This is a genomic window from Prochlorococcus sp. MIT 1201, assembly GCF_047303415.1.
GTDB lineage: Bacteria > Cyanobacteriota > Cyanobacteriia > PCC-6307 > Cyanobiaceae > Prochlorococcus > Prochlorococcus marinus_D.
Genome location: NZ_CP138947.1, coordinates 895288 through 910364, shown reverse-complemented (window position 1 = coordinate 910364; position 15077 = coordinate 895288). Strand labels below are relative to the sequence as shown.

Here is a 15077-nt window from a genome sequence, read left to right as displayed (position 1 = left end):
TATCTACGAGGTAGGCGGCGGGATTATTACTGTTTTAGCGATCCTTTGGATTCTAAACTTCGTTGCAGGACTAATCCGTAACACCTATTCCGCTGGCTACTCATTGGGTAAATTTTACAGAGCATATATCCATCGCTATTTAAAGACTATCGTTGTCGCACTTCTATCTCTAATAACGAAGAAAGTTTCCAATTCATCTGATTCTACAAAAGAAACCATCAAGGCGTAGCTTTGAATTAAGAAGAACGATAGGAAGCAAAGTGATTTGGTAATAGATTCAGCAAGAACAGGAAGGGAGCAGAATAATTCAATGGCCATTAGAGATAATCTTAAGTCAGCAATACCAAAGAAATAATTCAACAAAACCACCAGGAAATGGAAAATGGTAATAAATGAGGCATTTGCGGTAGTCTATTGGTGGACTAAAATAAATAAAACTAATGCAAAAATAGTAACTTTAAGTAGGCTAGAATGACTCGCTTGAGAGTGTTTCATCTAAATGATATTGTATCACCGCAAATAATCTATTAATTAGAAAATCATTGATTCGAAGAACTGGAAGCCTATTGCAATCAAAGAGTATCCAGGTCTAAAAGAATAAACAAAACGAAAAAAGTAATATTGGATCAAAAGTAGACATTTGCTTTAATCCCTGCAAGAATGATTGGTATTCCAGCCATTTTTTTTGCTTAGACACTCGGGCATCAATGTTGTTTTCAGTCCTGGTCATACTCCACATCCTTGCCGCTACGGTTTGGACTGGAGGACAGTTGATTTTAAATCTAAGGGTCCTGCCAGATGCTCTCAAAGAAAAAAGTGTCTCTAAGGTCCGCTCATTTGAAAAGATGTTCGAGCCTTTAAGGGTGACATCACTAGCAATTCAAGTCATTAGTGGTCTCTGGTTAACATGGATCTATCTACCAGGAGGCCGAGGTCTTTTTACATTTCAGACACCAGTTACATCCCTACTAACAACAAAGTTGATCTTGTTGGCGATCGCTTTTGCATTGGCTCTGCACGCACAAATAAGACTCATTCCTAATCTCAACGACGACAATCTTATTGAATTATCTTGGCATATTCGTAGCATTACAACAGTATCAATTGCCTTTGTGATTGTCGGTGCAGGTATCAGATTAGGAGGATTCTGAGTTAACTAGAATCGTAAATAGTTTCGTATAACAGTTCTATTGGTTGGATATCTAATCAGACATTAAGGCTAGATAGTGAGCTGGCTGTGTGAAGGGCAAGGCGATCAGATATCCTACCTTCTGTTACAAGATCCTGGCTAGCTCTGTAAAGGCATGTGTTGATACAACAGACACAACAATTTGTCATGACCAAATTGTACTGAATAAGTACCATTCCTTTCCAGCTCAAACATTCACCGTCGCCCATGAATCTATTGACATTCTTGAAAATCAATTACTAACCCAACAACTACAAATTTAAAGCCAATTACCTTATCCCTCCAGATGACTCAACAATTGCTAGATATGGAGCTTGCTGAGCTTTTCCCGTGGACAATTCATACCCGCTGGCTAGAAGATCCTCCATGTATGTGTGAAGAGTGTCTGCGCGCTCGCCGTCAAGCACGTCATAGTGAATTTGGATGGGTTCGTCAACACCAACTATTCGACCGGTAAGCAAGGATTAGACTAAGAGCATGAATCAATATTAATACTTATTCATGTAATGTATTTAGGCCTGAATTGATTGTTTGATTACACACTAAAAAAGAACCACTTCGCACCCATTGATATTGCCCAAACTTGGTTATGGATATTTTCAACAATAGTGTTTTTGCGCTTATGTCTAATGAAGAGAAAGAAGTGGATTGAGAATTACAATCAATCAAAAATGTCTTGAGATAATGTCAAGGATTTTATTGTTTAAGGCATTAATTATTGATTCCTATCATTCATTCTAATAATATAGATCGAAGCGAAGGCTAAGTATGTATGGGTTTTACGCCTCGGCCAAGGCAAGTCAAACAAGTGTGATATGTAACAGGCGAAGACTTCAAATAGCCAACACCACCACAACGTATACAAACAGATGAACTCTTAATATGTGAAGCTTTGAGAAAGCGAGGATCTGTCATGTGAGAGGATTTGAGTGTTGTCTTCATTGTTCTTACTATGAAACAGGTGTGCAAGCACCTTGACATTGACTTGCTCACCATCACAGGCCAAACCCCTCTACACAAGCCCCAATCGGAATAATCTTCACCAATAGACTTTTATAAAACCTCAGCAGACAAGCGTCATTATTGCCTTAGGCCTTAGGCAACATCCTTTTTTTTATTCGGTGCAAATAGTGATAACTTCGACCAATGTGAATATATTGGTCCTATGCATATAAAGCAAAAACCAGTAAACGCCATTAAGCTTATGCCTCAGATCCCATTACTATTGCCAAAAATCAACGACATGAAACTCCCGGCAAAAACTGCCCTAACAGCTGGAATTGCAACAGCTGTCATCATGATTCTTCCTTACATTATAAATCTGATGTTTACAGTGCTTCCTGGGTTCCTAGGAGCACTTACCAGCATTGTAACGCCTATTTTCACAGCAGCGGGGCTGGCCTGGTTGATCACCTACATCTGGACAAAGCGGTAAAAGAATATATCTCTAGGCTAGAATGATTTCAAAAAGTAATAAAATTGCAATAATGGTTTATTAGCTCATGAAATAGTTGCCCAGTATATATACTGGGCTTGCTTGCAAAAGCACGGCAGGCTCACTTGATAAAGCACTGGTTTTGGCAATACTCACACAATTAGCGTTACAGTCTCAGGTATGAATAGTGCTGGCGAAGCATCTCCACGGCCCCTATCGATCAAATCAAATAAGCAAACTCAGCTAAACGTTAGCTAATATGCAAAGTAGAAATATGCGTACTATTAAAAACAAGATTCGCAAATAGATGCACTTATTCTAAGCGATAATATCCTTAAGGTTATTAGCATGCAATTGCATTCGATAAAAGCATCGAGATTACAACGTCTACTTCTCTCTAACCTCGATTTTAAAGACTTGATCATCTTTCTTACGGATAACCTTAATCACTATCAATACTCTCTCCCTACAAACTAAATATAATGACTCAAACAAATAAATTGGCCAAAACCGTTCCAGGCAAGGCCGTAGCTCCAGCAGCCAAAACTGGTTCAAGCCTGGCAACGACAAAAACACCTGCAGCAACTAAGGTTGTTGCATGAATGAGAGCCGAGGCAGGAACGGGTGTTTTCAACACATCAGGCCGCCAGATATACAATGGAAACTCTATTAGTTTTGCAATTGGTCCCATAATAATAAGGAAGCAAAGGAGAAGAGTCGTTGGATTTGAAAGCTTACCGCTGATAATCGCTTCTTCGAGAAGGGGGCCACTTTCATCAAATCCAAAACTTCTGGTCACCCAGAACAAACCAAGACTACCAAGTAGAAATCCAACGTCACCAACACGGTCTACCAGGAAAATCTTTTGGGTTGTTTTGGAAGAGCCATTGGTGTCGTACCAAAAACCAACTAGAAGGTATGAAGAGATCCCCACCAGCAGCCAAAAGACAAACATCTCTAATAGGTTTGGACTTAGGGCTAGACCTAATAAGGCACTAGTAAAAATGCCTAGATAAGTAAAAAAACTCACATAGTTTTTTTTGCCCACCATATAAATATGTGCGGACAACATCAACAACATTCCTGCAGTGCTAATCAGTGCAAGCATCTCGGTAGCAATGCCATCTACAACAAAACCAATCTGTAAATTGAGATCAGTTAAGCCTGGCAAGTCGAAGATCACCTTACTGGCAGCAGTTCCAGCCCTTTGTTCCGCCAGAAGGGCGTAACTGAGTACAGCTGCTGCACCAACACAGCTAACTAACAGGAATGAAACCGGCTTACTCAACCGGTTCATGGTGAGCTTGAAACTGATCAACAGAAATCCTACAAAGCATGCACCTGCCAAAGGCAGCACTGGAATTAACCAAGCAAGTTCTGAAGGTAAAGGCATTAGCGAATTTAGTGAAGTTAGAAGTTGCAAGTTCCTTTGTCAGGTCGTCAAGTCCAACCAAGCAAATTAAGCCGAAGACACCAAACATGGAAATTGGAGAATTTCATCCATCACTAATAGGACGAGTTTCCCTGTTGGTAGCAAAGCCTGAGCAAGCCGCCAAATAGATCCTTAGCGTTTGGACATGAGGCCAAGACGATGAAAAGGCAGGTCGACTGCATAAGGATTCAGTCAATCTTGAAGGAAATCAGCCGAATATCCAACAAGATTCTGAATCACAGTGAGTTAATCCAATCCAAAATACCCATCAAAAGCTGGTGAAACGAGGGCACCGTGCGATCCAGTATCAAGATCAGTACCACTAAAGCATTCAAAGCAAATACTGAGACAGAAACGGCTATGCCAAGCTTTTTCTCGCGTGGAGAGATCCGAGCGTTGGCTTCTGAATTGTCCTTTGGCGTTGCATCCACCGCAATACTCAGATGATCTTTCAATGTCGATGCTAAAGCAGGGAACAGAAGCCGGCGGATAAATGTGGAGGCTATTCATCCTTTCTGTATGTCTTGAAATGGAAGGCCTATTAGCCGAAAATCAAGCCATATCAGCAAGCTGCCATAACAAGGAACAATTCAGAGCCCCTTAGGCAGCCGTTATCGGTGCAAAGAAAGCGGCATGAGATGGCAGGATGAGAACAGGCGTAACTTTGCCGGCAATGATGATCAACAGAATGCGCGAAGCCATCGTGGATCAACTTCGTTCTTGCAGTACACCTGAGCAGCTTCTAGCGCTAGATGAGCAAATAAGAGTCGAGACCGATGCAGGCCCGCTTTATCGCCTGATCTGCAACTTCTTGCGAGATCGAACGGTTGCTCCCGTCGAAGCAGCGAGATGGCTTGACACCTTGATGGACCATCGAGAAAAGCAACTGGACGACTGTCTCAACCTCCACTGTCAGCTTTAAGAACAGGAACACTCTGCAGCAGTTCTTTAGGGGGATAAAGCCAACAGCAGAGCACCGTGCTGGTGCCCCCCAGCAAAACGGTTTCAATGCAAAGGATTTAACGCATAGAGGCTCTCGAATGACGATTGCCGCGGCCATCAACGACTTCACTCTCCTAAAACCCGTTGAAATCGGCGACGAGTCGCTCAACGAAAGAGACGACTGAAGCGACCCAAGCCCAGAACAGCCCGCAAGTTGGGTATATTTACTCAACAATCAAAGCAGAGACGCCAAAAGCGCTGGAACCAGCTTCAAGCAAATCATTCCTAGTCAAGATTGGGGCTTAGGTCGCAATAATCGCTATGGATAGGCCAATTTGATCTGATTTTTGGTGCTCTTACTCTCCATATCGCTAGCGCACACAAAAGCCCTTATCCCTTACGCGATTAAAAGCGTTGAATCGCCATGTGATCAACAACCCTATGCAAAGAAAACAACAAGAAGCTGTTCAGACTTCACTGCCAGACCATTGTCTGCCATTGACAAAAGGCTTGAGGAGAGACAGCCCTATCCCAGACAAGGCTACGATATTAATATTTGCTTAAGATGCATTTGCGCAAATAAGTATAGGCTTAGAAGCCATAGCTTCCCAAAAATCCTTTCTATGCGCCAATCTTTTGCTGGTACGACTGGTGCAGTACAGCCTTTGGCCACACCACGTATCCAATCAATCCGTGAAAAGATCAGCATACAGGAACTGGAGCTACGACTTACAAGACTTGGTTTAGCAACAACGACCCATACTCCAAACCCTAGCTAGCGACAAAGACATCATCGAAATTTAGAAAAGAAAGACAAAAGATTAAAAGTTGATCACCCTAAAATGGATCTGCAGAGAATTATAATCTGCACAAGTCTAACAAAAATCATAAGTTGCCAGCCACTCCACAGTCCTGGCAATAGTCTTTATCCTTCACTCAACAGTTTTTAAAAAGACTCGATTGACTAGAAAGCCTCCAAAAAAAACAGGCTCCAACAGTACGATAACTAACGAATCAAGTGACTATGCAAATACGAGTAATCCATTCATATGATTGGAGCAGGAGTGGAAATTAGGCACCGATAAGAGCTTCAATAACAACAAATTCACCTCTAAGTCGAGCAAAGAAATCGTTGTAATATTATATTTATTTGTAGAGAAATCGCTTGCACCTCTCCACTAACTGGCCGATCGTGCTCGACAGCCGGGCAATGTGGAGCAAAAAGGTTAAATAGAGCGAAAAGCGAAGGTTGAACGGCAAATACAAGTTTGCGCTATCAAGCCAGAATGACCAAACAACGGCCTGATCCTCAACGCTATGTCCCTTAACCGCCGAGACTTCCTAAGCCTTAGCGGAGCAGGAATGGCCAGCTTGTTTCTTCATAGGGCCCTTGCCGCAAACCTGGTCAGTTCTCCGTCAAAGTCTCTCTGGTCTGAGCTGCCAAGGGGAGATCAGCGAATCGCACTGATCAGCGACCTCAACTCAAGTTACGGATCAACCAGATACGTGTCTCAAGTTCATCGTGGCCTAGAGCTTTTAATCAAACTGCAACCCGATCTTGTCCTTTGCGCAGGCGATATGGTTGCAGGACAGAAGCTCGGGCTCACTTCAAACCAGCTCGATGCAATGTGGTCTGCCTTTGATGAGCAAATACTGCAGCCACTAAGAACTGTAGAAGAGTCTTTCGCTCCAACCATGGGCAACCATGATGCATCAAACAGCCGCACACATTCGCGATATGTGTTTGAGCTCGATCGTCTGCATGCTCAAAAATTCTGGCGTGCTCGCCAAGGATCACTTGGACTCACATTTGTTGATGCCCATCAATTCCCTTTCCGATACAGCATTCGTCATGGAGAAATCTTCTTGCTAGTTGTTGATGCCTCTTCGGCCAATATCTCAGCGGATGACTGGGTCTGGGCCGAGAGCCAGCTAGATGGATCAGAAGCTCGCCAGGCAAAGTTGCGAATGATGATGGGCCATCTGCCGCCTTATGCGATTTCAAAGGGACGCGATCGTGCAGGCGAAGTGCTACACGAACCGGAACGTCTGCAGAAACTGCTTCAGAGCAAAAATGTACATCTATACATTAGTGGCCACCATCACGCCTGGTATCCGAGCCATGTGGGTTCCGCCAATCTGCTTAGTCTCGGTTGTATGGGTAGTGGACCCCGTCAAAGACTCAACGACAGAACCCCCCCACAACAGACCATCACCTTGCTCGACCTTTTCAGTCAACAGGGCGAACTTGTAGAGACCACTATTGAGCTCGATGGCCTGCAAGTCTTACCAGAACAACTACTGCCCAGTTCATTACAACCAAGCGTTGGCCCAAGGCTTGACCTGCGCTCAACCAGAATCAATCTCAACAACAAATCAACTGCCAACAAAAAAAGGCTTTCGGTTAAAACTTAATTAGAAAAGGGCTTAAAACCATCGTCTAACCTGAGTCGTGGCCAACTGCACTTCGCGTTGAAAGAGAAGGGCCGCTGCCATTAGGCATACCATCGCCATAACGAACAAAGGCACCACAAGTAAGGCAAGATCAAGTTGAGTGACCACACTGATAAAGACAACAGCTACAACCAGTGCAACCAATAGAATCGTGATGGTGAGAAGTTCAATCGCTTTCATCACCAACGCCATGCGCCTCTTCAATGCTTGTAACTCTGTTTTGCTCTCACGCTCTGATGAGACAGGTGTATCCCGGCTCTGGGTCAAAGCTTGAAGCTCACGAGAACGATCAATAATGCGAACCAATCGGCTATTGAGAACTACCAGCAAACCTCCAATACCTGCGAGCAAGAAAACTGGCGCTACAGACATCTGGATGGCCCTTGACAGGTTTTCAGCGGGTTGATGACCGACTTGGGCAACCAGATCAACAAGCCCCAAGACATAAATCATGAGCAAACGTATCGAGCAGTTAAGACAAGCTACCAAGACCCAATCGAAAAGAGATGCTTGGCCTGATAAACGCCAGCTAAAAGTATGAAAGGAAACTCACCTACTGCAAAGACTGGTGAATAGCTACCTACAGATTGGAGCTGAGAAATTCGCAGATATTGACAAAGAGACTATGCAAATGGAGATATTGATACCAGTACGAACAGGCGGAAAGGGTAGATTGGCTCCAATGCAGAGAGATGGGTAAAATTTAATTTAGTCGATCTATATAAATATTAAATAATCTGGCTTCTAAGCCAAAGCAATGATAGGGATCGAAGTTATTATCATTCGTCAGCAAAAGAAAGAAAGACACAAAGAAAGTCTCACTTAAAATAATAACATCTTAAACCGAAAAAGAAGAATGGGGATGGATAGGCTAATAAAACAAAAATAAGTAACAGGGGAAAATATTTTGAAAAGTTTCTGGAAGATGAAATTAGAACAAGGATAACATAGTCTGAACATCGAGGTTCGAGTTAATCACGAAATGAGAAAGAATCCCTTGCATCGCGCCTTCGATTTACTAACAGGGCAATGGTCTGTTTTTCTGGAACAACCTGTTCCAATTGAAGTACTTGATGAGGAACGCATTGCCAACTCATTGCCTTCCTTTGGATTTTTTGTATTACTTATCACGTCAACAATAATCGCAACCTTTGGACTTATTGCCAACAACACTGCCGTTGTAATTGGAGCCATGATCGTGGCTCCATTAATGAATCCAATATTGAGCATGGCGTATGGAATATCAATTGCAAGCAGCCTGTTGATCCGACGATCATTAGTGACATTGATCATAGGTACTGGAGTCGTTGTTATCACAGCAGCTTTAATAGCAGCGCTCATGCCGATAAGAGTCTTAGGCTCAGAGATACTGGCTCGTACATCACCAAATCTGATCGACTTGCTAGTGGCTATTGCGGCCGGAATAGCTGGTGCATTTTCTCTAACGCGAAAGCGTATTGCGAGTTCTATAGCTGGGGTCGCAATCGCCGTTGCGCTTGTACCTCCACTTTGCGTTAGTGGCATTGGGTTGACGCTTGATCCAGAGATCAGTGCCAGATTTGCTAGAGGGGTAATAAGGGGGCTCAACCATGAGGTTGCCACAGGGTCTTTCATACTTTTTCTGGCCAACCTTATAGGCATCACCTTTGCCGCTTCACTAACCTTTTTAAGTCAGTCCTATGGATCGATCAAGCGGTCATGGCTTCCATTATTAGCATGGTTAGCACTGATCATTCTTATTTGCATCCCTCTAAATTCTTCCTTAAGAAAGTTCTTCATTACAAAGAAGATTGAGATGGAACTCTCAACCATCGGGGCAATTCAACAAGAGCAGGCAGCAACAAATATAAAAATGCCAGGAATTAAGCAGAAGATGCAGATCCGTTATATGTATGTGAATTTAAAAGAAGATCGTGCTGTTCTAGATCTGGTACTCAATGTCCCTGAAGGCACACTGACAGACGGAAAAGTAGCCTCTATTAATAAAATACTGTTTGATTCAATAAAAGAGTTTGGGATTCGACAACTCGATGTAGACACAAGAATCGTTCCTTCACGAGTTCATCAGTACAGAGAGACTCTTAAGTAAAGTCATCTCAGCCTAGGAAGTTATAAGTTAACAATTTAATATTTAAGAAGACTCCAACTATCACATATGCAAAAGATAAATTTGGCAGAAGATTGGTTTGATGTAGAATTCATATAATCTGGTTACAGTCAATCATTTTTGTCGAGAAAAAAACACATTTTGAATAGGAGCGCCAAGTGTAATTCCTTCCCGGTCAAAAGCTTCTTTAATCTGCAACCTAAACTCACGGCCTACACTCCACTGAGCCAAGGGTTGAGTTCTTATCCAAACACGTATTAAACAACCTGATGATTGCACTTGATCAATCCCAAGGATCTCGGGAGCATCAAGTAAATAATCACTCCATTGCTTATCATCTCTCATGGTATTGGCTACTAGCCGAACCACTTCGAGCACATGGCGAAGATTCTCGCTAGCTGATACCTCAATATCAAAATTAACTCGAGACCAATCCTTAGTAAGGTTCTCTACGATTCGAATCTGGCTATTAGGAAGAGTTGTTAGTTGACCATCAGAACCACGAAGTTGAGTATTGAATAAATTCATATTTTCAACAAAGCCACCAAAGGTGCCGATCGTAACGACATCACCAATTGCAAAACGATCGCCAGCCAAGATAAGAAATCCGTTAAGAATATCCTCAAGCACATTTCGAGAAAGAAAACCCACACCCACAGCGATTACTCCAGCACTGGTAAAAATAGACCGGTCGACTCCTATTGTTGTTAAAGTAAAAACGAGACCTAGAAAGATAGTGATTACGGTTGCTCCACCTTTAAGAACCTTAGAGTATGTACTTGCCCTAAGGGTATAGCGCTTCGAACTAGCCTCCATGCTAGTAACCCGCCTTATCCAATTATTAATATTGAAATCAATCATGATGACAACCAAAAACCGTAAAATAAAGACACCTACCCAAATCAAAGGAATCGCAATCGACTGCTGTAGGGCAATAAATGAGTATATACGCATTGAAGGATAAACAGCTGTAGCAGAAAGAAAGACTAAGACTAAAAATGCGATTCGCAGAAAATTACTTGCTAATAGGACGAGTTCTAGGAAGTTTTGGGTCTGGTTCAATAAAGCGTGAGTATAAGAAGCAGATCGAGGAAGATTATTGATGCTTGGATTAGGGTCTTGAGTTGTAGACTCATTGACAGGATCGACGCCAGATGAATCCTTTGAATTCTCGAGTGAATCGATATCATTAACATGTACGTCATTACTGGAAAGCGGCAAAAGGTTGCCCGAATACGCAGCCATGACATCGTCTTTAAAAGATTCTGCAAGTGATTCCTGTTTATGCAATAAACGACGATTTATGGAGAGCAATGAAGCTCGTATAGTCTTGAGAGCAAACAAGCCTAAAAGGCCTGTCAACAACAAGCTCACAGAAAGTAAAACACGTAATCCAGGAAAGGAGGAGGAAAATTCCAGGCCCCACAGGCGATCACTAAAATTAATCATTATTCTCTGCTGCCACTCTTGCGCCAACTGAGGGATCTCAATGCCTGCATGCTGAGCATCTAGAGCCGTTACAGTAATTACTGTCTGTTTCAAAAGACGATACTTTGGATTGTCTGGCAAATAGATAACTGTTGCTTTATTTTGGCTGCCGATTTCCACTGCAGGAGTAAGAGGATGTATAGGTTTCTGATGTAAGAACCACCAGAAGCGTGGATCATAGATTCGTTGTAGACTGTAAGTAGAAGTCTTACCAGACAACTGGGTCTCACGCCAAAAACTAACAAGGCGATTTTTGACAGATTTAACAGTTAACTGTACAGATTGAGCTCGCTGTTCAATGTTCTGAGCTGCCTCCTGTGGACTGATATTATTTGAAGCCTGCGCAGCGAGAGTGAGACGATTGTTCTGGCTAAGAATTCGAACAGGAAAAACAACTCTGCTGCAGTAAAGACGTCCACAACGCCAAGGTCTATTAAGGTTCCAGACAGGTCGGTTCATCGGGTTACTGATAGGAGCTGCAGTTGACCCGAACGAGATCTGTGCAAAAGCAGGAAAAGAAAGCAGACTGATCAGTAAGCCACAAAAAAGACATACCAACCAACGCAAAGCTAATTTTTTTTTGGAAGGTAGTTGCATTACCAATTCTTATCCATCTAAGGATTGTAGCGAGAGTAAATGAGCTGCTGATCGATAGCCAGCAAAAACAAGAAAAGTTTGATCCATAAGCATTATCTGTTAAACAGGAATTAAAATTTTCCTGGCCTATGCAATTCGCCTACGATTCCAATAATAAAGTAAAACTTAAAGGCAATAGAAGAATAGGGACCTCATCATACTATTACCTACAAGATGGATCTTTTCACAAGATGAATCACTAAATTCACATATCTTATGTAGAAATATATTCCCCAATAAAAATCAATAAGGATAACATTATTTTGAAGCCTAGTATAACTATTGCAAGTCAGGATGATTACGTCTAGAAGGTTTCGTATTGGTCTAGTTCTATCGGAATTAGTTAGATAAAAGCAGCAAAAGATTTATCGAGTTAGGATTCTGACTTTTTTACTGAAGGCTCTAAGCTTGACAAATCTGCTGTTGCTTCAGCTATATTGTTGCTGAATTTACAAGTTCCCAGATAACAACCTAGAAAACGCTCTCCTTGCTTGGCAGTAAATTTATGGATAGTGCCACCTTGGGCAGTGGAATGAACAAGAACAGCTTGAAGAGCCATAATAGGATGTAAACACCTGCCTATCTTCACGCAATACACCAGCATTGCCATAGGTGGATGTACTGCCTTGAGAGACAGGGTTCAATGTGCCAAAAAAATTAATAAATTCCAACGGATTAAGCTTCTAAAAATAATTGGCGTTTAAACAAGAATCTGGACAAAACTTACTGGCAGACATAAATCAATGAGCATGAGGGTGTATTGGATTCATCCCCAAAATGCTCGAAGATTAATCAGTACAATCAAACAGAATAGAACTCTCCTCTTTAGTTAAAGGTAAGGCTATAACTCGATAGCCACACAGTTAAATAGTCTGAACTCAAGAAAGGCGTTAATAGCAAATTCTCGTGATCATTGAACTTTGGAAATGTAAAGTAATGCTAGAGGTTATCATTCTGATAGGCACTCCTTTACTAACTTACTAATAGTTTTAAATTCGACTCTATCAGCTCGATGACACCACTCAAACATCACTGATTCTGTAGTTGTTAAAGTCACACCAACAGACTCCATACGTCTTAATGCAAACTCATAGTCAATTCTCCTACGACTACCAATTGCGTCGACAGCTACAAAAACCTGATAATCATTTGAGATGAGATCTATTGCTGTTTGAAGGACGCAAACATGAGCTTCAATTCCGCAGAGAAGAATCTTACTAATACCAGACTTCCTAAATTGTTGAAGGATTTCTGCACATCTAACAGAACTAAATGACATTTTTGGGTAAGGCTTATGTACTATCCTTTTCGCAATTAGTTCTATTGTATGACCAAGACGTTGAGGATATTGTTCCGTTGCTGCCATCTCTATACTCAGAACATTCGCAGCATCAATCAGACGCCTTATATTCCAAACGATCTGTTTCTGATCATCCACAGCCTGTATCAATCTCTCTTGTACATCAATAATCAAAAGGGCTGTGTCTTTAGATTGCATCAACATTGGGCTATGCAAAAGAGAATCAGTAAACGAAGTCGATAAATCCGAAAATAAGTTTTCGGAAGAATCTATGTTGATAGGGATGTTCAGGTGATACACCAAAAATGGCAGCCAATCAAGCAGAAGCGGTTCAGTGCATTAAGAAACCTAAACTATTTGTATAAGAGTTTGATGAGCTCAAAGCTCACGGCTCTCCAGTGCAATTGCTAAACGTTCAACCGCTTCGGCTAATTGCTGTTGGGTATTTGGACCTGCTGCAGCTTTAGCCTCTTGTTTGCGTTTGAAGCGCTCGATGGCCCTCACCACAATAAATACCACGAAGGCAATGACCAAGAAATTGATTATTGCAACCAACAAGGATCCGCCGGGCAAGTCACTTAGTGTCTCTACCTTAAGTTTATGAAGTACAGGGTCCATCGCAGCGATAGTGACCAACTTGACAAGTGCATCCACAACCTTGGAGAAGGCACCACCTACGACAACAGCGACCGCTAGATCAACGACATTGCCGCGATTGATAAATTCAGTGAAGTCATGAAGAACGTTGGTTATTTTGCGACGGTATGCCATATGAAGCAATGACTAAGAAGACACCATAATGGCCCTCTCAGTGAGATGACGCCACAATCCTAAAATATTTAAACGATTTAGCCCTTCTAAATCTTCAGGGCTTGGTCAGAAGAAATCTTATCAAATAACTAATGAATACATTTAACTGATTAATTAGTCAAAAGAATAAAAATCCCCTGGCCTCCACTGACCAAGGGATCGTTTATGCGTTCCTTGAATAGTATTGCGTATATCCATGAACTACTGAGTAGTCGAAGGCCCACATAGGTGTGCCGGATGTACCAAGCAGAGTAGTCAATCAATCTATTGAGATGGGGTGAGTGATTTAACATCATAGAATTATATGTATTTCTATGATATTAAATAGAACAACTTGTTGGTGGGGGGGGTGCATTTGCAGGCAAACCTTAGAAACATCAAGCAAGCGATGGATCAGTTTCAGACAATGCCAAGGGGAAAGGTAAAAATAGTATTATAAATACTGGAATCAGAAAAGATTAAAATGAGATTACCATACGATATGTTTTGAAAAGTACAGATCAAGTACGCCAATATCTGGCCAAAATATTTAAATTACTAATAGATCAGTAAGCAAATCTGTCCGTGACATGACAGAGCAGATGTGCGGTCAAAATGATATTCTTATCCGATACATTTTATGTTAATACGTTGTTTTTTTCTCTGGTGCTAGTCTTAAGGAATATCAGTCTGCCAGTCATCAACATCAAAACGTGCTTAGAGAGCTGATGATTAGACCTAATCAAAATTGCCTTGCATCCATTTGAAGAGCTGTACAAACCTGAATTCCACGAGTTGGATTGAAACGTCTATTTTAGTGATTGGCACCTTTGGTTTCGTTGCCCTGATGCATATAGCGCCTGTAAGGGCAACTCCACTCAAGCTCATGTGCTCTTACATCTATGAAGGCAAAGCATATAAGGAAATATACATTGTCGACCCCGAGAAATTATTAGTAGAGATAAGTTATCCATTTGCACCATCTGAAGAAGATAGAAATGTCATCGAGAGACTTATCGTTGAATCAACCTCACCAGTTATTGTTGTTGCTAAACTTCAAACAAGCAACAGTCATTACTTCAAATATGAGATCAACAAAGTAAACCTTGAGATCAAAACATTTTCAGTAAGCCTTGTCGCCGGAGTTCAGCCGATGACAACCCGTACTTGCAAGAGAATTAAAAATTCTCCTAGCCATCAGATCAAGATTTAAAACTCTAATGGTGGCTTCAATTCACTTAGTTAAGGCTAGGCCAACCTAATGTAGAAAAGCTATGCCCAATGAGTAAGTTTGCAGGATTATAA

The 15077-nt window shown here is 41.7% G+C and carries 13 protein-coding genes; 7 read left to right on the top strand and 6 right to left on the bottom strand.

Annotated features, from left to right (window positions below; translation table 11 throughout):
* The first annotated feature begins 770 nt into the window (after positions 1 to 770).
* Both SIB41_RS04545 and SIB41_RS04540 read left to right on the top strand, forming a co-directional pair.
* On the top strand, positions 771 to 1151 hold the full coding sequence (locus tag SIB41_RS04545) for a CopD family protein (RefSeq protein ID WP_413360792.1): 381 nt from the start codon (positions 771 to 773) through the stop codon (positions 1149 to 1151).
* Positions 1152 to 2393: 1242 nt separating this feature from the next.
* On the top strand, positions 2394 to 2624 hold the full coding sequence (locus SIB41_RS04540; protein WP_157859812.1) for a photosystem I reaction centre subunit VI: 231 nt from the start codon (positions 2394 to 2396) through the stop codon (positions 2622 to 2624).
* A 487-nt stretch (positions 2625 to 3111) separates the two neighbouring features.
* On the opposite strand, the gene SIB41_RS04535 is transcribed toward SIB41_RS04540, so the two are convergent.
* Both SIB41_RS04535 and SIB41_RS04530 read right to left on the bottom strand, forming a co-directional pair.
* Positions 3112 to 3807, bottom strand: a complete 696-nt coding sequence (locus SIB41_RS04535; RefSeq protein ID WP_413360790.1) for a proton-conducting transporter membrane subunit — start codon at positions 3805 to 3807, stop codon at positions 3112 to 3114.
* 485 nt (positions 3808 to 4292) lie between these two features.
* A complete protein-coding gene (locus SIB41_RS04530) occupies positions 4293 to 4511 on the bottom strand; it encodes a hypothetical protein (protein ID WP_063420295.1) in 219 nt (72 codons plus the stop codon).
* A 191-nt stretch (positions 4512 to 4702) separates the two neighbouring features.
* On the opposite strand from SIB41_RS04530, the gene SIB41_RS04525 reads away from it, so the two are divergent.
* From SIB41_RS04525 to SIB41_RS04515, 3 genes are all read left to right on the top strand, one after another.
* Positions 4703 to 4978, top strand: a complete 276-nt coding sequence (locus tag SIB41_RS04525) for a hypothetical protein (protein ID WP_011130228.1) — start codon at positions 4703 to 4705, stop codon at positions 4976 to 4978.
* A gap of 643 nt (positions 4979 to 5621) precedes the next feature.
* A complete protein-coding gene (locus SIB41_RS04520) occupies positions 5622 to 5777 on the top strand; it encodes a hypothetical protein (RefSeq protein ID WP_155724952.1) in 156 nt (51 codons plus the stop codon).
* Positions 5778 to 6315: 538 nt separating this feature from the next.
* The gene (locus tag SIB41_RS04515; protein ID WP_413360787.1) at positions 6316 to 7413 is read left to right on the top strand and encodes a metallophosphoesterase family protein; all 1098 of its coding nucleotides are present in this window, start codon (positions 6316 to 6318) and stop codon (positions 7411 to 7413) included.
* Between the two features lie 12 nt (positions 7414 to 7425).
* Here SIB41_RS04515 and SIB41_RS04510 read toward each other — a convergent pair whose 3' ends face one another.
* Positions 7426 to 7824, bottom strand: coding sequence for a DUF2721 domain-containing protein (locus SIB41_RS04510; protein WP_063415273.1), 399 nt, complete (start codon positions 7822 to 7824; stop codon positions 7426 to 7428).
* A 610-nt stretch (positions 7825 to 8434) separates the two neighbouring features.
* On the opposite strand from SIB41_RS04510, the gene SIB41_RS04505 reads away from it, so the two are divergent.
* A complete protein-coding gene (locus SIB41_RS04505) occupies positions 8435 to 9541 on the top strand; it encodes a TIGR00341 family protein (RefSeq protein WP_413360785.1) in 1107 nt (368 codons plus the stop codon).
* 132 nt (positions 9542 to 9673) lie between these two features.
* Here SIB41_RS04505 and SIB41_RS04500 read toward each other — a convergent pair whose 3' ends face one another.
* From SIB41_RS04500 to mscL, 3 genes are all read right to left on the bottom strand, one after another.
* Positions 9674 to 11644: a mechanosensitive ion channel family protein gene (locus SIB41_RS04500; protein WP_413360782.1), complete on the bottom strand. Its 1971-nt coding sequence runs from the start codon at positions 11642 to 11644 to the stop codon at positions 9674 to 9676.
* A 988-nt stretch (positions 11645 to 12632) separates the two neighbouring features.
* Positions 12633 to 13283, bottom strand: a complete 651-nt coding sequence (locus SIB41_RS04495; RefSeq protein WP_413360780.1) for a hydrolase — start codon at positions 13281 to 13283, stop codon at positions 12633 to 12635.
* A 78-nt stretch (positions 13284 to 13361) separates the two neighbouring features.
* Complete coding sequence (gene mscL / locus SIB41_RS04490; RefSeq protein ID WP_413360777.1) at positions 13362 to 13754, bottom strand: large conductance mechanosensitive channel protein MscL; 393 nt, start codon at positions 13752 to 13754, stop codon at positions 13362 to 13364.
* Positions 13755 to 14589: 835 nt separating this feature from the next.
* Here mscL and SIB41_RS04485 point away from each other — a divergent pair.
* Positions 14590 to 14985 carry a hypothetical protein gene (locus SIB41_RS04485; protein WP_413360774.1) on the top strand — a complete coding sequence of 132 codons (396 nt, stop codon included), beginning with the start codon at positions 14590 to 14592 and terminating at the stop codon, positions 14983 to 14985.
* Positions 14986 to 15077: the final 92 nt, after the last annotated feature.